The sequence below is a fragment of the Streptomyces sp. ISL-99 genome (genome assembly GCF_018614005.1).
Taxonomy (GTDB): Bacteria; Actinomycetota; Actinomycetes; order Streptomycetales; family Streptomycetaceae; genus Streptomyces; species Streptomyces flavidovirens.
Genome location: NZ_JAGGPC010000014.1, coordinates 102986 through 118442, shown reverse-complemented (window position 1 = coordinate 118442; position 15457 = coordinate 102986). Strand labels below are relative to the sequence as shown.

General features: G+C 69.3%; 20 protein-coding genes. 11 read left to right on the top strand and 9 right to left on the bottom strand.

Annotated elements, in window-relative coordinates:
* Position 1: 1 nt before the first annotated feature.
* Entirely contained in the window at positions 2-820 is an 819-nt protein-coding gene (locus tag J7E91_RS09230; protein WP_214900712.1) for a glucose 1-dehydrogenase, read from the bottom strand.
* Positions 821-862: 42 nt separating this feature from the next.
* Positions 863-1342 carry a DUF6789 family protein gene (locus J7E91_RS09225; protein WP_214900710.1) on the bottom strand — a complete coding sequence of 160 codons (480 nt, stop codon included), beginning with the start codon at positions 1340-1342 and terminating at the stop codon, positions 863-865.
* A gap of 657 nt (positions 1343-1999) precedes the next feature.
* Between J7E91_RS09225 and J7E91_RS35810 the strand changes: the two genes are divergently transcribed.
* Complete coding sequence (locus J7E91_RS35810; protein WP_251015392.1) at positions 2000-2599, top strand: hypothetical protein; 600 nt, start codon at positions 2000-2002, stop codon at positions 2597-2599.
* On the opposite strand, the gene J7E91_RS09215 is transcribed toward J7E91_RS35810, so the two are convergent.
* The 5 genes from J7E91_RS09215 to J7E91_RS09200 form a co-directional block, all read right to left on the bottom strand.
* Positions 2558-2803: a hypothetical protein gene (locus J7E91_RS09215; protein WP_251015391.1), complete on the bottom strand. Its 246-nt coding sequence runs from the start codon at positions 2801-2803 to the stop codon at positions 2558-2560. The genes J7E91_RS35810 and J7E91_RS09215 overlap by 42 nt on opposite strands.
* Positions 2804-2880: 77 nt before the next feature.
* Positions 2881-3162 (bottom strand): HAD family hydrolase, encoded by a 282-nt coding sequence (locus J7E91_RS37250; RefSeq protein WP_374224657.1) that lies wholly within the window; start codon positions 3160-3162, stop codon positions 2881-2883.
* Positions 3163-3504: 342 nt separating this feature from the next.
* Entirely contained in the window at positions 3505-3774 is a 270-nt protein-coding gene (locus tag J7E91_RS09210; RefSeq protein WP_251015390.1) for an anti-sigma factor, read from the bottom strand.
* Between the two features lie 50 nt (positions 3775-3824).
* On the bottom strand, positions 3825-4382 hold the full coding sequence (locus tag J7E91_RS09205; RefSeq protein ID WP_214900706.1) for an RNA polymerase sigma factor: 558 nt from the start codon (positions 4380-4382) through the stop codon (positions 3825-3827).
* A 177-nt stretch (positions 4383-4559) separates the two neighbouring features.
* Positions 4560-5321, bottom strand: coding sequence for a class I SAM-dependent methyltransferase (locus J7E91_RS09200; protein ID WP_251015388.1), 762 nt, complete (start codon positions 5319-5321; stop codon positions 4560-4562).
* A gap of 102 nt (positions 5322-5423) precedes the next feature.
* Here J7E91_RS09200 and J7E91_RS09195 point away from each other — a divergent pair, with 102 nt between their 5' ends.
* Positions 5424-5726, top strand: a complete 303-nt coding sequence (locus tag J7E91_RS09195) for an anti-sigma factor (protein ID WP_214900703.1) — start codon at positions 5424-5426, stop codon at positions 5724-5726.
* Positions 5727-5738: 12 nt separating this feature from the next.
* On the top strand, positions 5739-6074 hold the full coding sequence (locus J7E91_RS09190) for a hypothetical protein (RefSeq protein ID WP_214900701.1): 336 nt from the start codon (positions 5739-5741) through the stop codon (positions 6072-6074).
* 13 nt (positions 6075-6087) lie between these two features.
* On the opposite strand, the gene J7E91_RS09185 is transcribed toward J7E91_RS09190, so the two are convergent.
* On the bottom strand, positions 6088-6618 hold the full coding sequence (locus tag J7E91_RS09185) for a spore germination protein GerW family protein (protein WP_251015387.1): 531 nt from the start codon (positions 6616-6618) through the stop codon (positions 6088-6090).
* Between the two features lie 77 nt (positions 6619-6695).
* Here J7E91_RS09185 and J7E91_RS09180 point away from each other — a divergent pair, with 77 nt between their 5' ends.
* Entirely contained in the window at positions 6696-6833 is a 138-nt protein-coding gene (locus J7E91_RS09180) for a hypothetical protein (RefSeq protein ID WP_214900699.1), read from the top strand.
* Positions 6834-6925: 92 nt separating this feature from the next.
* Here J7E91_RS09180 and J7E91_RS09175 read toward each other — a convergent pair whose 3' ends face one another.
* Positions 6926-7984, bottom strand: coding sequence for a methyltransferase domain-containing protein (locus J7E91_RS09175; protein WP_214900697.1), 1059 nt, complete (start codon positions 7982-7984; stop codon positions 6926-6928).
* 230 nt (positions 7985-8214) lie between these two features.
* Here J7E91_RS09175 and J7E91_RS09170 point away from each other — a divergent pair, with 230 nt between their 5' ends.
* From J7E91_RS09170 to J7E91_RS09140, 7 genes are read left to right on the top strand one after another with little or no spacing between them, the layout of a single operon-like run.
* Positions 8215-9633, top strand: coding sequence for an NAD(P)/FAD-dependent oxidoreductase (locus J7E91_RS09170; RefSeq protein ID WP_251015386.1), 1419 nt, complete (start codon positions 8215-8217; stop codon positions 9631-9633).
* On the top strand, positions 9630-10088 hold the full coding sequence (locus J7E91_RS09165; RefSeq protein ID WP_214900695.1) for a MauE/DoxX family redox-associated membrane protein: 459 nt from the start codon (positions 9630-9632) through the stop codon (positions 10086-10088). Before J7E91_RS09170 ends, J7E91_RS09165 begins: the two co-directional genes overlap by 4 nt.
* Before the next feature lie 35 nt (positions 10089-10123).
* The gene (locus J7E91_RS09160) at positions 10124-11548 is read left to right on the top strand and encodes a radical SAM domain-containing protein (RefSeq protein ID WP_214900693.1); all 1425 of its coding nucleotides are present in this window, start codon (positions 10124-10126) and stop codon (positions 11546-11548) included.
* Positions 11549-11551: 3 nt separating this feature from the next.
* Positions 11552-12340: an MTAP family purine nucleoside phosphorylase gene (locus tag J7E91_RS09155; protein ID WP_214900691.1), complete on the top strand. Its 789-nt coding sequence runs from the start codon at positions 11552-11554 to the stop codon at positions 12338-12340.
* Complete coding sequence (locus J7E91_RS09150; protein ID WP_214900689.1) at positions 12337-13002, top strand: TIGR04282 family arsenosugar biosynthesis glycosyltransferase; 666 nt, start codon at positions 12337-12339, stop codon at positions 13000-13002. The genes J7E91_RS09155 and J7E91_RS09150 overlap by 4 nt, the downstream gene beginning before the upstream one ends.
* Positions 12999-13721: a TIGR04283 family arsenosugar biosynthesis glycosyltransferase gene (locus tag J7E91_RS09145; RefSeq protein WP_214900681.1), complete on the top strand. Its 723-nt coding sequence runs from the start codon at positions 12999-13001 to the stop codon at positions 13719-13721. The genes J7E91_RS09150 and J7E91_RS09145 overlap by 4 nt, the downstream gene beginning before the upstream one ends.
* Before the next feature lie 29 nt (positions 13722-13750).
* Positions 13751-15427: a radical SAM protein gene (locus J7E91_RS09140; protein WP_214900680.1), complete on the top strand. Its 1677-nt coding sequence runs from the start codon at positions 13751-13753 to the stop codon at positions 15425-15427.
* The last annotated feature ends 30 nt before the right edge of the window (positions 15428-15457 follow it).

The following is a 15457-nucleotide window of genomic DNA, read 5'->3' as shown; positions in this document are numbered from 1 at the left end:
GCTAGTCGAACCTTGGGTAGAGCGTCATGCCGCCATCGACGAACACCGTCGAGCCGACGATGTAGTCCGCCCGCTCGGAAGCGAGGAACGCCACCACGCCCGCGACATCCGAGACGTTGCCCCACCGCCCCAGCGGGATCTCATCCTGGACCGCCTTGCGCCGCTGTGGGTCGGCGACGACGTCCTGGTTGATCGGGGTCTCGATCGCCCCGGGCGCCACGGACACCACCCGGATGCCGTACGGGGCGAGTTCGCGCGCGATGCTCTGGGCGAACATCCGTTGTCCACCCTTGGACGCGCAGTAGTGGGAGTACTCCGCCCAGGGGATCGTCTCGTGGACGCTGGTGATGTTCACGATCGTGCCGCGTGAACCCCGCTCCAGCATGAGCCGTGCCGCCTCCCGAGAGCACAAGAACGTGCCGGTGAGGTTGACGTCGATGACCTTCTGCCACCACTCCAGCTCCATGTCTATGAGTCGGAACGGGCGTTCGATGCCAGCGTTGTTGACCAGAAGGTCGAGGCCGTCGAACGCGTCGGCCGTTAGGGCGAACGCGCGCCGCACCTGCTCCTCCTGCGTGACATCCATGGGTACGGTGATCGCCTTGCCACCGGCATTCTGGATCTTCTGGGCCATCGCGTCGGCGACCTTTGAGTCCCCCAGGTGGTTGATCGCCACGGCGGCGCCGTGGGCGGCAAGCTGATAGGCGATTGACTGCCCGATCCCGGAGTCAGCACCTGTCACCAGGGCTTTACGGCCGTCCAGCAGCCGTGTCTCAGGTGGCTCCATCGCGAACACGTCAGCCGCGGGGGTGCTGCTCACAGCGGTCTCCCAGTCATTCCGGCGGCGAGTACGTGAGCCCATTTACACAAGGGCGGCGTAGACCAGGGCGACCACCACGCCGTAGATCAGGTGACCCACGAGCAGGCCCATCGGTGTGCCCTTGCCGTATCCGATCCCCATGAACCCGGGAGCGCCCAGCCGGAAGCCGTCGCCGGAGCCGCGCATCCGCGGGTGGACCTCGCCCATCATGGGCATCGCGATCACGCCTACCGCCAGGCCGTGGATCAAGCCGACCACCAGGCCGGCGAGCCAGCTGGCCGAGCCGGTCCAGTGGAAGACAGCGGCGTAGATCAAGCCGAAGACCACGGTGCCCATGACGACAAAGTGGATCACCATGCCCACTGTGCGTGCGCGGCGTTCGTCTCCGGTCATCATTCCGCCGGTGATGAGCGCGATATCCATGGACGTCATTCCCATGGCACGGCCCATCATCATCGCGGCCGTCATGGCGACGGTGCCCACCAAACCGGCCAGCAGCGCCGGGCCAACTGCAAACTCCATTGCCCTCAGCCCTCTCGTCCAGGGAGCGGGGATATCACACCCCGCACGGTGGGAACCCGGTGTGGGCGGCGCTGACTTCCCCACCAGCGCAGTCGTCGACATTCTTGGCAGCACGCCCGGTGCGGGGCCCGGCAGCAGCGGACCACGATGTGCGGTCTTCGCCGACCGTCGTCTGCCGCGATCAGCACGGCGATGTCGATGTTCATGACGCTCCCGACACTCCAGTACCGGCCATCCGCCGCGTGCCGCCCGCCACCGAGCAGGAGCAAAAGCTCCTTCGTTCTGCACGGCGGCGCCGCTGCCCGCCGATTGATTCCTCTGGTTGCCGCAGTCCGGCACGAGCACCACGGCCCGCTTGTCCGTGTTGCTTCGCTTGACCCTGCCCCTGGGGCACGGTTCTAGGCTCGTACGGAACCCGCGGGAAGGATGTCTCGGATGGTGCGGTAAGGAAGGAAATATCTTCCGGGGCTCGAGATGGGCAGAGGCAGCTGAGCCGACGGCGGGGTGGTCATTCGTTCTGCGGCGGGAGTTCCCACGCTGGGGACGGGTACCTGATGGTGACGTCGTCGTAAACAGTCACCCTTCGGATCAAGACTTGACGGCCGCGGTCGAGGAAGGCACATGTACAGGGCGGCGGGTCAACCCGGAAGGAGTGCCGTGAGCGCAACCGACTTTGGGGTTCTCATCGGAGCCGCCGGGCTGATCGCGCTGCTTGCGTGGTTCTTCCTGGGGCCCAAGAAGACGCGGGTGGCCGAACTCCAAGGTGGTGTCCAAGAGATCGTGGCTTCGTTCACTTCAAGCAGCAGCGGATGTCTGCCGGTTTGGGCAGCAGTTGGCGATCTTGAAGGCCGTGGTTGTTCACGAGAAATGAATGACGTCAGTTCCTGGTCGCGGTGGCTGACAGACCGCGGTTTGACCAAAGCCCCCGGCCGGGGGAGGGTCGCTGATCGGCTGCCATATTCTTCTGCCATGGCGAACTGGCGGCGGTCTCTGGGCGATGCCATCTGGACCCTGGACCGGTCCCTGGATGGGCAGCGGCGTCCGACTCGAATCCAGAAATGGGTGGCCCGACACCCGATCGGCACCGGTCTCTGCGTGGCCGTTCCCTTCACGCTCTTCTTCTTGATGCTGTCGCGTGAGGAGGAACCCGACGACCCTCTGTTCGCTGTGGTCTTCGGGCTGGCTCTGGGCCTCGTCTTCGCCCTCACTGCTGTCTCAGAGCGCCTCCGGCAGCGCCGACTCAAGCGCAGCCAGTAGCGGCACTGCCCCCGGCTTGTACGGATCCAGCGCAGTCCGCCGCGGCGGCGGCTTCTTCCGCGGCTTAGGCCAGATCGAGTCCACGGCCTTCTTCACCGTCCGCCACGACACGTTGTACTTGCGCTCAAGCTCGCGCATCTTCATGCCGGCACGGTGATCACGCCGGATCGCCGCGTACAGCTCGACCTTGGACATCTGCGGCATGACCAGGACCTTTCACCAGGAGCACCCCGATGCTGCCCTGGCAAGTACCCCAGTGCTGTCAAAACTCGGGTCCTGGCTCAACTTCTGTGGAGCTGCGCCGGACGCGCTCGCGCCCGCCTTGGACGAAGCCGCTGACCCGTCGGCTCCCCTTCGAAGCAGTGCAGTAGTCCGGCTCGGGAGAGGAGCCGCTCGGTGAGGGCGGCGCGGCCGTTGGTCATGGTCACCAGGCGGAATCCCGCCTCGTGAAGAGTCCGCACGCCGTCCGGGACATCGGGGTGTACCTCAAGCTCGGTGAACCCGGCCAGCACATGACGTGCCGCTTGCTCGACGTCTCCCGACCATCTCGGGACTCTGGGCAACAGCGCCCGGATTCCATCCTGGGCAACGGCCGAGAAGTCCGCAAAGGGCTCCGGCAGCGGTGAGTGCGAAGCCGTCGCGCAGCACGCCGGCGAACCATGGGCGGAGAAGGTGTGGGGGAGCGCCGATCTCTTCGAAGCGTGTCCGTAGCGGACTCATGTCGCTGAGTGTCTCGTTGACGTCGAAAACGAGCACCTGAGCGTTCCGGCTCGGCACTGTCTCCTCCATGAGGTGAGGGTATGCGGTTGCCCCGTTGTACAGCGCGGTGCCCGATGTCGACGGCCTTCCGGATGACCGTGCATGCAAGGTGCCCGAGTCACCAGGTTCCCTGTCCCAGGGCCTTCTCAGGCGCCCGCCGGGGGTGGCGCGTTGTCTTCCCCGTCGTCGTTCCCGGCCGCCGGGTCGCTCATGAGCGATTCACCGAATGCTCGCAGCCGCTCCACGGCCCCGGCGTCCGGTTCTACCCGGCGGGCCAGCGTGTTGTGGATCTCCCGGTAGACCGACACCTCAAGGCCGCACCGACGGCAGTCCTTCAGATGCGCCGCGACCCGGCGTGCGGTGACCTCGTCCGTCTCGCCGTCGAGGTAGGACTGCAGCAGGCGGGCGACCTGCATGCAGTTCATCCTGCGCTCGGCCGCTGAACGTCGCCACCATGGGCGCCTTTTCACATCACACCTCGTTTCGGTGCCAGTCCGGCCGTGGCCAGTTGGGCCCTTATCCGTTTGCGCGCGCGGTGCAGCCGGCTCATCACGGTGCCTTCCGGAACGTCCAGCAGGTGGGCGGCCTCCGCGTAGGTGAGGCCGTCGATGTCCACCAGCTGCACCACCTGCCGGTGCTTGTCCGGAAGCGCGCACAGGGCCTCGTCGACCACCTCGTCGAACGCTTCACCCACCACAACTTCTTCCGCCGACCCGCTGGCGCCCGTGGAGCTGAGCCGGTCCAGGTCGGTGTCCGGGTCGTCCAGAAGATGCGGACGGCGGCGGCGGTGCCGGTTGATCTCGGCCCGCCGCATGATCGTCAGCAGCCAGGCGCGCGGGTGTTTCCCGTCGAAGCGGTCGATGGCCCGGTACGCGCGCAGCAGGGTGTCCTGCACCAGGTCTTCGGCGTCGGCGGGCTGCGCGGTCAGCGTCATCGCCACGCGCAGCAGCACCTCCACCTCGGGCAGCACGTAGGCAGCGAACGCCTTGCCCCGAGGGTCCGCCGGGTCTGGCGGCGCTGTCACTTCGTCTTCCACACAGCAGAAACCCTCCTCGGGACGGGTACATTCCATCTCCCGGTGTAACGCATGGGGCCACGCGCCGACAGCGCACCCGAAACGGCCGCTGCCGATCACCGGCCAGTGGCCGAGAGCGGGCGCGCGGCAGGCCGGGATCCGCAGACGCAGACGACCGTACGGGGATCATTCCTGTCCCCGGGTAGTCGCGAGGACACGGCGCAGCGGCAGTGGCAGCGTTTTTCCGCCGCGGACCCAATGGGCGAGCGCCCGCTTGGCGCCATCCGCGCGTTCGGGGGCGAGGCCGGGCAGATAGAGACCATCGACCAGGACGGCCACGTCCTCGGACGTCTCCAGTACGAGAGTGAAGACCCGGCGCTCGTCGGACCGCACCCTGAATCTGGCCGGCCGCAGCACCTTGGCAACAGAGTCCCGCGCCGGAGGGTTGGGCCAGGGCTGATGCACCGCGCCGAGCGTCCGCATGACCCAGGCCCAGCCCAACAGCCCGGCTGGGTCGAACCCGAGGCGGGCCGGGACGAGGGCAGCGAGCAGGCCGCCGGGTCGTAGCACCCGCGTAATCTCGCCCAGCACCCGTGGCAGCGGAGTGAGCACCGGCAGGCACATCGACGCGCAGACCGCGCCGACACTTCCTGAGGTCAGGGGCAGGGCGTCGGCGCTTGCGCGCACGAGCGGACCGCGGCCCGCCCGGGCGGCTGCGGCAAGTTCCCCCGACGAGGAGTCGACACCCACCCAGTCGGCGTCCGGGAGCAGCGGCCGCATGGGTGCGGTGCCGCAGGCCAGGTCCAGCACGGGGCCGGGTGCCCCGCGCAGGGGCTCGGCCAGCCAGGCGTGCGGAGAGCTATCGGCCCGCTCGAAGAACCGTTCGGTGATGCCGGGGCGATCGTCGTGGTAGGCGGAGAGATAGCGGCGCCACTCTTTCTCGTCCAACTCGGCGGCTCCTCCTGATCGGCGGGCGGTTGCCGGGAACCCTAGGGTCTCGCCACGGCCATTCCATGGAATGCGTCGAGTCGAGTCCCGGGTTCCCGGTGCATGAAAAGGCAGCGCATCCCCGGGCCACGTCAGTTGTGGGCTGAGTGCCGGGAGAAGGTACGGCATGTGCGGCTGCGCGGTGCTGTGGAGGCCTACGCGGACGGGGAGCTCAGCGGTGTGCACCGGATGCGGGTGGCCGCGCACGTCGCTTGCTGCTGGGCGTGCAGCGGCTCTCTGCAGACGCTGCGGCTGATCAAGGCCTCGCTGCGGGGCAGCCCTCGGCGTACGCCCGCCTCGCTGGCCTCCGTCCGTATGCGTCGCTTCGCCCAGCGGCTCACCTCGTCGCCCCGTGCCGACCCGTGAACCGTCGAGCCCGTGTTCGCAGAGGAGGACATGATGTCCATCCGATCCTCGAGCCCCTTGAGGCAGGGAAGCCCTCTGGCAGCGGCGGTTGATGGAGCCTTGATGCTGCTGCGCTGTGCAGGTCCGCTGATCGCCGCCGGCGCTGGTCTGATCGTGGTTGGCGGTGTGCTGCGCCACGCATGGCTGGTGACCATGGGCGCGATGCTCGTGCTGATGGCCACCGTCCACGCCATGCGGTGTCACGTCATGCGCGGTCGTGGAGCGGCCGATCCGGACGGCTGCTGCTCCAACGTGCCGCTGCCTGGTGCCGGCGGCGACCGGGATGAGGACAGCCCTGGCACGGGGTAGGGAGTGCCGGCCGTCAGATGCTGTCAATCCGTCGTGCCGACGTCGGTCGGCTCCGCGACGCATGCCGATGAAGCGGGCCCGCGCTTCCCGTTGATGCCGCCGGGCGTGGCCCGGTCCAGGTCTTCCGGTTTCGGCGCCTGGCGATGGTGCGGACGAGCCTGGGGGCAGTGGTGGCGGCCAGTAGCGCGACCAGGGGGACGATGATGTCGGCCCAAGGGTCGCGGATCGGCCGGTACACCGCGGTGCCGATTCTGATCTCGATGAAGCCGACCGGTCTGACCTCCGCGCCCCCGCCCCCGCCGCCGCCCTCGCCTGTCTTGGCGGCACTGTTTTCCCGTCCGGCGCCGCCGCCGAAGCCGAATCCGGCCCTGGCCACCGGGATGACGGTGACCCCCTCGCAAGTGACGGGTTCGCCGAAGACTGCGGTCACGGAAGCTCTGCCGCCCAGCTGGTCGGCGAGTCGTTCCAGCATTCTCGTTGCCGCCTCGGCAGAGCCCGTCGCCGTCTCGACGGCGGCGTGCGTCATGTGTTCCGGCGCGCTCATCACTGTCCTGCCTGATCGGGGTGGCGCCGGGTGGCAGTGCCCAGGATGTGGGTGGCGGCCGGGGAAGGAATCTTGATGTGCGCAGCGGCCGCGACGAGATGGCTGCCCAGCTCTTCGGCGACGTACCAACAGCGCAGCTCGATGCCTTCCTCGACACGGTGGAGACACTGATCAGCCGACTGCGCTCTGCGAATCCCGATAATCCGCCCACGTGAACAGGGTTCGGCTGGCTGTCCCCGGTTACTGGGGCCGTCGGGGTCGGTGGTCTTCTCGGCGGAGAGGTGAGCATGCCGGGCCCGGCATGCGGTCAGCAGCAGCCGGACCCTGTCTCTGTGCCGCTGGTGGCTGCGGCGTCGGCCGGTGCGCAGGGGAACAGGCCGAAGTGCGTCGTCCTGTCGCCGGTCACGGTGAAGTGCGGAGCATAACGGGTGCGGCTGAGCATGTCGGCGGTGTTGCCGCAGACCAGCATGGGCTTGCCGGTGTGGAGGCGGTGGTGGTCATCGAGATCGAAGGCGTGCGGGTGTTCGGGGAGGGTGCCGCGATAGACGGCGACCTGCCCGTAGTCCTCGCAGCGGTCCTCCAGCGGCACGTTGAACGCACGGACGGTGCGCGAGGTGAAGGACGCGAAGCCGATCTTCCGCTCGATGTCCGGGCTGCTCAGCGTGATGGGTGAGGCGGCGACCGTACGGGCGTCCGCGCAGCCGGAGTCCGCCATCAGGCGCCGGAAGTCCTCGGTGTACAGCGCGCCGGCGAGGCATTCGCCGACCAGCTCCGCGTCGCCCATGAGCGTGGCGGGCAGCCGGCGGTCGGCGAAGACGTCGGAGAAGTACAGCTCGCCACCGGGCTTGAGCACCCGGAAGATCTCCCGGAACACGCGCGGCTTGTCCGGAGAGAGGTTCAGTACGCAGTTGGAGACGACCAGGTCGATCGAGTCGTCCGCGATACCGGCGCCGGCCAGGTCCTCGATGTAGCCCTGATGGAACTCCGTATTGGCCCACCCGAACCGCTCCGCGTGCCAGTCCTGCCGGCGGCGAGCCACGGCCAGCTGCTCCTCGGTCATGTCGACGCCGATGACCCGGCCCTTGGGACCGACGAGCTGGGAGAGGACATACGCGTCGCGCCCGCTGCCGCAGCCCAGATCGAGGACGGTGATGCCGTCGAGCGCGGCGGGGATGGGGGAACCGCAGCCGTAGTAGCGGTCCTTGACCTCCTCGTGTACGCGGGTGAGTGCGTCGGCGATGCGGGGCGGCGGCGCCTCGGCGGTGCAGCAGGCCGAGGTCTTCAGGTCCTGAGAGGACGACAGCAGCTTGCCGTAGTAGTCCTTGACTGCGTCCGTCACGAAGCCGGTGGATACATCGGTCGCCATGTTTCTCCTCTGGGACGAAGGCGATAAGTGTGAGCGGGCGGGTGCCGCCGTGCGCCGGGAACCCACCGAGGGGCGGCCGGCATTCCCCCGAGGCGGACACGCCGGGCACGGTGGTGTGCCCGACGCGGTGCCGTGTGCCGTGTCGAATGAGTCGTACCCGGAGGGAAGGCGGGAGCCACCCGAACGGGTTCCCTTGCCGCAACGATGACGAGAGGCGAGTGAGGCGGCCGATGAGCATGGGGCGTCCCCCGCGCGGCGAGGAGACGTACGACCTGGTGGTGATCGGTGGCGGAAGTGCCGGACTGACCGCCGCCCGCACCGCCGGCCGCCTCGGCGCTCGCACGCTGCTGGTCGAACGGGACCGGCTGGGCGGTGACTGCCTGTGGACCGGGTGCGTGCCCAGCAAGGCACTGCTGCATGTGGCGGCCCACGTGCAGGCCGCACGCAAGGTGGGGCGCTACGGGCTTCAAGCCCCTGATGGGCCCGCCGACCTGGCGGCGGCCATGAACCATGTCAAGCAGGCGATCGGGGTGATCGAGCCGCACGACTCGGCCGAGGCGCTGCACGACTTCGGCGTCGAGGTGGCCCATGGGGATGCCGTCTTCACGGGACCGGGGGCACTGCGGGTCGCCGGTGACAGGGAGGTGGCCTTCCGGTACGCGCTGATCGCCACCGGATCGGCCCCCGCCCTGGTGCCGGTGCCGGGCTTGGCCGAGGCCGAGCCCCTGACCAGCGACACCGTGTGGAGCCTGACTGAACTGCCGGAGCGGCTGGTGGTGCTGGGCGGCGGGCCGATCGGCTGCGAGCTTGGGCAAGCCTTCGCCCGCCTCGGCTCCACAGTCACCCTCGTGGAAGCCGCAGGCCGGTTGCTGCCGCGCGAGGAGCCCCGTGCCTCCGCCCTGGTTCGCGAGCGACTGGAGGCCGAGGGGATCACAGTCCTCACCGGCTATCGGGCCGAGAAGGTCGACGACGGCGCCGTGTACGGGCCGGGCAGGCCGATCCCGTACGACCGGCTGCTGACCACCACCGGCCGCCGGGCCAACACCGGCGGCCTCGGTCTGGAGCCGGCCGGGGTGGAGACGGACGAGCGCGGCCAGGTCAGGACCGACGACCGGCTGCGGACGAGTAACCCGCGCATTTACGCGGCCGGGGATGTCACCGGCAAGTCGGCGTTCACCCACCTTGGCGGAGTTCAGGGCGCGTCCGCCGTCACCGACGCGCTACTCGGGGTGCGGCGCCGTATCGACTACGACGCGGTGCCCTCGGTGACGTACACCGACCCCGAGGTCGCCCGCGTCGGCGTGACATCCGCCGAAGGAACCCGCACGCTCACCCTGGACCACGACCGGGTCGACCGAGCCATTGCCGACGGCCGCACCGACGGCTTCACCTCCCTGGTGCTGGACGGACGCCGGAGGATCATCGGCGCGACGGTGGTCGCCCCGCGCGCCGGGGAGACGATCGCGCACCTGGCCACGGCGGTACGGCTGGGCTGGACGCCCTCGCAGTACGCCAAGACCGTGCACCCCTACCCCAGTTACACCGACGGGCCCTGGCACGCCGCGCTGAGCGACGTCTACGACCGGCTCGCCGCGCACCGCCGGATCACCGGCGCCCTGCTGGGCCTGCGCAGGAAGGTGCGGTCATGATCCTGCGACTTGTCCTGGGCGCGCTGCTGACCGCGATGGCGCTCGGCCAGCTCGCCTCCTTCGCCGCCATGCCGTCCATCTTCACCGCCTACGGGCTGACCAGCGGCGCCGCCTCCACCGCTCTGGCGGTGATGCTGATCGCGGCCGAGGCTGCGGTCGGGGTGTGGTTCCTGGCCCGGCCCCGTTCCAAGGCGGTCGTCCCCGTGTGGATGTACACGGCCGTCTCGCTGGTGTGGGCGCTGCTTGCCGTCCAGGCGTACGCGCGGGGGCTGACGGTAGCGAACTGCGGCTGCTTCGGCACCTATCTGGCCCAGCCGCTGCGCTGGTTCGTCCTCGTCGAGGACGCCCTGATGCTGCTGTACGCGTGGCTGTTGCTGCGCGCCGCGCGCAGAAGGCCGCACGCCCCGGCGGAGCCGACCCCCGACCGTCAGACGCTCGGGACGACCGCCCCGTGATCACTCGTCCGATACCGAAAACGGAGATGTACCGAATGGGAATCATGGCGCGGCTGCGGGCTGTCGAACATGCCACCCGGCCCTACGACCGGGGGTTCGTGGCAGCCATGGAACGCCGGTGGGCCGAACTGCCCGACGTCGTCAAGACACCAGGCCAGATCATCGGGCAGCACGGCGTCGGCTGCGAAGGCACCCACGGAGTCTTCCCCAAGTGCAACCTGAAGTGCACGCCCTGCTACCACTCGAAGGACGCCAACCAGGTACGCGTCGACGGCCCCCACACCCAGGAGCAAGTCGCCGCCCAGATGCGACTGCTGCGCACACTGCGCGGCCCGCGCGCCCACGCCCAGCTCATCGGCGGCGAGGTGAGTCTGCTCTCGCCCGACGACCACGCCGCCACCCTGGAGATCATGCGCCAGCACGGCCGGGAGCCGATGAGCTTCACCCACGGCGACTTCGACTACGCCTACCTGGAGCAGCTGGCCCTCGGCGACAACGGCAAGCGGCGCCTCACGCGGCTGTCGTTCGCCGGGCACTTCGACAAGTTCATGTACGGCAGGCGCGGCATCGAACGCCCGCCCAATGAGAAGGCACTGAACCCCTACCGCCAGCGGTTCGCCGACATGTTCGCAAAGCTGCGGCGCGAGCACAGGGTGCGGTACTTCCTCGCCCACAACATGACCGTCACCCCCGGCAACCTCGACGAGATCGCTGACGTCATCCGCGACTGCCAGGGTATGGGCTATGGCATGTTCTCCTTCCAGCCCGCCGCCTTTCTCGGCGATGAGCGGCGCTGGAAGGAGCAGTACCGCGAGGCCACCCCGGATGCGGTGTGGGCGGAGATCGGGCGCGGCGCCGGCCGCACGCTCGGCTATCACGTATTCGAGAACGGTGACGTGCGCTGCAACCGCACCGCGTACGGCTTCTACGTCGGGAAACGCTGGTACCCCTTCCTCGAAGAGGACGACCCGCGCGATCTGGCCGTGCGCGACGGCTTCTTCCGCCACTTCGGCAAGGTCAGCTTCACCGGCACCCCGCCCGCGTTGCTCGCCGCGAAGCTGGCCCGCGTCGTCGCCCGTCACCCGTCCACCGTTGTGATCGCGCTGCGGTGGCTGGCCCGCACGGTCGGCCGGGTCGGTGTGCTGCCGCTGCTGCGCCACCGCTTCCGCGTCCGCCCGGTCACCTTTGTGATGCATCAGTTCATGGACGCAGAAGTCGTCGAGCCCGCCTGGGAGATGATGCAGCGCGGCGAGCAGGCCCAGGACCCGAAGCTGCGCGAAACCCAGGAGCGCCTGGCCGCCTGCCACTACGCCATGGCCCACCCCCAGGACGGCACCCTGGTGCCCGCCTGTGTGCAGCACGCCGTTCTCGACCCGGCCGAGAACGCCCAACTGCGCAGGCTGCTCCCGCTCGTCGAGGTCCGTACGTCCGTCCGCCGTCCCGCCACACAGGAGAAGTGACCCATGCGCATCGGTGTCATCACCGGTTCCGGCAGCTACGACTTGCCCCAACTGGAGAACGCGGCCCAGCGAACGATCAAGACCGAGTACGGCGAGGCCACCGTCACCGAAGGCCACCTGGATGACGCTGAGTTGGTGCACCTGTCCCGGCACGGTACCGGCCATCACCGGCTGTCGAACCAGGTGGATCACTGGGCGAACCTCGCCGCCCTGCTCGCCTGCAAGGTCGACGCACTGGTGTCCCTCACCGTGTGCGGCGCCATTGACCCTGCCGCCGAGCCCGGTTCCCTGGTGGTCTTTGACGACCTGTACTTCCCCGCCAACCGGCTCCCCGACGGCTCTGCCTGCACGTGGTACGAGTCTCCCGGCGCCGCCGGCCGCGGCCACTGGATCTTCGACCGGCCGTTCAGTGAACCGCTGCGCCGGGCCCTGATCGCGGCTGCCGCACACACCGGCACGCCTGTTGTCACGAGCGGGGTGTACGGGCATGTGGACGGCCCCCGCTTCAACAGCCGCCCCGAGATCGCCGCGCTGGCCGCCGCGGGCGTCACCGCGGTCAGCCAGACGGCCGGCCCGGAGGTAGTGCTTGCCGGTGAGGCCGAGCTGCCGATGGCCCTGGTCGGCTTTGTCACCGACTACGCCAACGGTGTCGCACCGCAACCCGAGCCGGTCGAAGCATTGTTGGCCCGGATGGCTGCGAGCAAGGACATCTTCGCTGCGCTGGCCGCACATGCCTTGCCGGGCCTGGAACTCGTGGCACCGGTCGGCACCGTCTACCGGTTCGGCGCATGAGTACGCGGCGTACCCCCTCGGTGCTGGTCATGGCGAAAGCCCCCCGGGCGGGCACGGTCAAGACCCGGCTGCACCCGCTGCTCGGCCCGGACGGCTGTGCCGTCCTCCAGGCCGAACTGATCCGGCACACCCTGGAGATGACGTCGTCGCACGGACTGCGCACCTATGTGGCGTACGCGCCAGGAGCGGGCGAGGAAAGCCCAGGCGACGTGACCCTTCCCGGCGTCCGCCTGATGGTACAGCGTGGCGAGAACCTCGGACAGCGGCTCACCTCCGCGGTGGTGGAGGCGTTCGCCGACGGTGCGGGGCCGCTGCTGGTCATCGGCACCGACGCGCCGACTCTGACCCGCGACCACCTGACCGTCGCCCTCTCCTCACTGGAGCACAAGGAGGTTGTGCTCGGCCCGGCGCTGGACGGCGGCTACTACCTGATCGGCATGCGCCACCCGCACGTCGGGCTGTTCGGCATCGATGCGGCCCTGTGGAGTACGGACAGGGTCCTGGCCGCTACCCGCGCAGTCGCCGCCGAGGAGGGACTGAGTGTGGAACTGCTCCGCCCGCTGCGGGACCTGGACACTCCCGAGGACGCTGCCGCGCTCCTCGCGGACCCGGTGATGCCGTACCGGATCGCCGCCCTGCTACAGCCCACGGAGGCGGTATGAGCCAGGTGTCGATCATCGTCCCCGTCCTGAACGAACAAGCCACCGTCCAGACCGCGCTGAGCCGCCTGTGCCGCGACTTCCCCGACTGCGAGCTGATCGTCGTCGACGGCGGCTCCACCGACGCCACCGTCGAACTCGCCACCCCGTACGCCACCGTGGTGCACAGCGCACGTGGCCGCGCGAAGCAGATGAACGAGGGAGCCCGGCACGCCGGCGGCGACGTCCTGTGGTTCGTCCACGCCGACACCGCCATCGCCCCGGCGGCCCTCGGCCAGATCCGCACCTGCCTCATTGACCCGAACGTGGTGGGCGGCGGCCTCACCATCCGCTTCGACCGCCGCACGCCCGGACTCAACTACCTGGCGTGGACGTCGAATGCACGGGCCCGCCGCCTGCACCACATCTTCGGGGACCAGGCCATGTTCGTCCGCCGCACTGTCTTCGACGAACTCGGCGGCTTCCCCGACCTGGCCATCATGGAGGACCTGGAAATGTCCCGGCGCCTGCACCGGCGCGGACGGCTGTGCCTGTTGACCGCTACCTCGACGGCCTCGTCGCGCCGGTTCACCGAGCACGGCACCTGGCGCATGATCGCCTTCATGCAGTACCTGAAGCTGCTGTACTTCGCGGGCGTCGACCCCGAGACCATCCGCACCCGCTACGCCGCAGGGCCCCGGCCGGCCCGCTGCGGACGTACAGCGCGCGATGCCCGTACGTGACCGTTCGATCCTGGAGAGAGACACCCCCTATGCGTATCGCAGTATGCGGAGGCCCCTACGGCAATCCGTACGCCCTGCAAGCCTTCGTCGACGACGCCCGCGCCAGAGGAGCCGAGCGCCTGTTCTGCCTGGGCGATCTCGGTGGCTTCGGCGCCGACGTGGATGCCCTGTGGCCGATCCTGGCCGACAACGGCGTCGAGTGCATCGCGGGCAATTACGACGTGGCGATCACCCGCGGCGACACCGACTGCGGCTGCGGCTACCGCGACCCCAAGGACAACGAGTACGCCCAGATCGTCTACGACCACACCCTCGCCACCACCAGCCGTGACTTCGCCGCCTGGATGGGCCAACTGCCCACTGAGCACAGGGAGAGCATCGACGGCGTGGACGTCCACATGGTCCACGGGTCGACGCTGGCGCTGAACGACTTCTGGTGGGAGTCGCTGCCGGAGGGGCAGCACCGGCTGCGCGCCGAGGCGTCCGGCGCGGACGTGGTGCTGTGCACCCACAGCGGCCTGCCCTGGCAGCGGCGCATCGGGGAAAGGCTCGCAGTCAACGTCGGCGTACTCGGCAAGCCTGCCAACGACGGCCGCCGGAACGTCTGGTACGCCATCGTCAACCTCGGCGACGGGTACCCCACGGCGGAGCTGATTCCGCTCGGGTACGACTGGCAGGCGCAAGCCCGGTCCATGCGCGCCGCCGGGCTCCCCGAAGTGTTCGTCGAGACCATCGAGACCGGCTGGTGGACCACCTGCCTGGAGATCCTGCCCCCGCGTGAGCGTTCACGGGGCCGCTACCACCTCTACCGTTCCACCCTGCCGTCCGGGTTCCGTCCCGCCGACGACGGCTGGGGAGAAGCCACGTTGCAAGCCCTGGAGGGTGACCGGCCGGTGGTGCCGCTGTTCGACACCCCGTACTTCCCGTCCCGCCTTTGGCTCTACACCAACTTCCACTGCAACCTGGCCTGCGACTACTGCGCGGTCGCCTCCTCCCCGAAGGCGGCGGCTCGCACCCTGCCCGCCGACGCCTTCCGCGCTCTCGTCGACGAGGCCGTGCAGGCCGGGTTCACCGAGCTGTACGTCACCGGCGGCGAGCCCTTCCTCCACCCCGACATCGTCGGCCTCCTCGACTACGCCTCCGCCCAGCTGCCCACCGTCGTCATGACCAACGCGATGCTGCTGCGTGGCCGCCGCGCCGCCGGGCTCGCGGACCTGGCCGGCCGCAAACTCACCGTCCAGACCTCCCTGGACGGCGCCACCGCCGCCACCCACGACCTGCACCGCGGTTCCCGCTCCTGGCAGCGCACCATGGACGGCATCCGTCACCTGATCGACCTCGGCCTGCCCCCGCGCGTCGCCCTCACCGAGACGCCTGAGAACACCCACGAGGTCCCCGCGGTCGCCGACCTGCTCGCCGGGCTCGGCCTGCCGGCCGACCACTTCGCCGTGCGCCCGCTACTGCGCCGCGGCTTCTCCGAAACCGGAGTGGAGATCGGCGAGGACTCCAGCATCCCGGAGCTGACCGTTACCGCCGACGGCCTGCACTGGCACCCCGCCGGCGCCGATCTGGCCACCAGCCCCGACCTGCATCTCGCCCCCGCAGGGACCCCGCTGGCCATGGGCAAACAGCTGGTGACCGAGCGGTTCTTCGCCGCCCGCCTCACCGACGGCAGCCTGCCCCGCCCCGTCCACTGCGCCATCTGACCTGTACCCGTACGTGTGTGAAAGGGAGTT

What these genes read in the sequence shown, in the direction of transcription:
- J7E91_RS09225 (WP_214900710.1), bottom strand. Translation starts at nt 1,342, where the DNA reads ATGGAGTTTGCAGTTGGCCCGGCGCTGCTGGCCGGTTTGGTGGGCACC.
- J7E91_RS09215 (WP_251015391.1), bottom strand. Translation starts at nt 2,803, where the DNA reads ATGCCGCAGATGTCCAAGGTCGAGCTGTACGCGGCGATCCGGCGTGAT.
- J7E91_RS09210 (WP_251015390.1), bottom strand. Translation starts at nt 3,774, where the DNA reads ATGCAGGTCGCCCGCCTGCTGCAGTCCTACCTCGACGGCGAGACGGAC.
- J7E91_RS09195 (WP_214900703.1), top strand. Translation starts at nt 5,424, where the DNA reads ATGAAAAGGCAGCGCATCCCCGGGCCACGTCAGTTGTGGGCTGAGTGC.
- J7E91_RS09185 (WP_251015387.1), bottom strand. Translation starts at nt 6,618, where the DNA reads ATGAGCGCGCCGGAACACATGACGCACGCCGCCGTCGAGACGGCGACG.
- J7E91_RS09175 (WP_214900697.1), bottom strand. Translation starts at nt 7,984, where the DNA reads ATGGCGACCGATGTATCCACCGGCTTCGTGACGGACGCAGTCAAGGAC.
- J7E91_RS09170 (WP_251015386.1), top strand. Translation starts at nt 8,215, where the DNA reads ATGAGCATGGGGCGTCCCCCGCGCGGCGAGGAGACGTACGACCTGGTG.
- J7E91_RS09165 (WP_214900695.1), top strand. Translation starts at nt 9,630, where the DNA reads ATGATCCTGCGACTTGTCCTGGGCGCGCTGCTGACCGCGATGGCGCTC.
- J7E91_RS09160 (WP_214900693.1), top strand. Translation starts at nt 10,124, where the DNA reads ATGGGAATCATGGCGCGGCTGCGGGCTGTCGAACATGCCACCCGGCCC.
- J7E91_RS09155 (WP_214900691.1), top strand. Translation starts at nt 11,552, where the DNA reads ATGCGCATCGGTGTCATCACCGGTTCCGGCAGCTACGACTTGCCCCAA.
- J7E91_RS09150 (WP_214900689.1), top strand. Translation starts at nt 12,337, where the DNA reads ATGAGTACGCGGCGTACCCCCTCGGTGCTGGTCATGGCGAAAGCCCCC.
- J7E91_RS09145 (WP_214900681.1), top strand. Translation starts at nt 12,999, where the DNA reads ATGAGCCAGGTGTCGATCATCGTCCCCGTCCTGAACGAACAAGCCACC.
- J7E91_RS09140 (WP_214900680.1), top strand. Translation starts at nt 13,751, where the DNA reads ATGCGTATCGCAGTATGCGGAGGCCCCTACGGCAATCCGTACGCCCTG.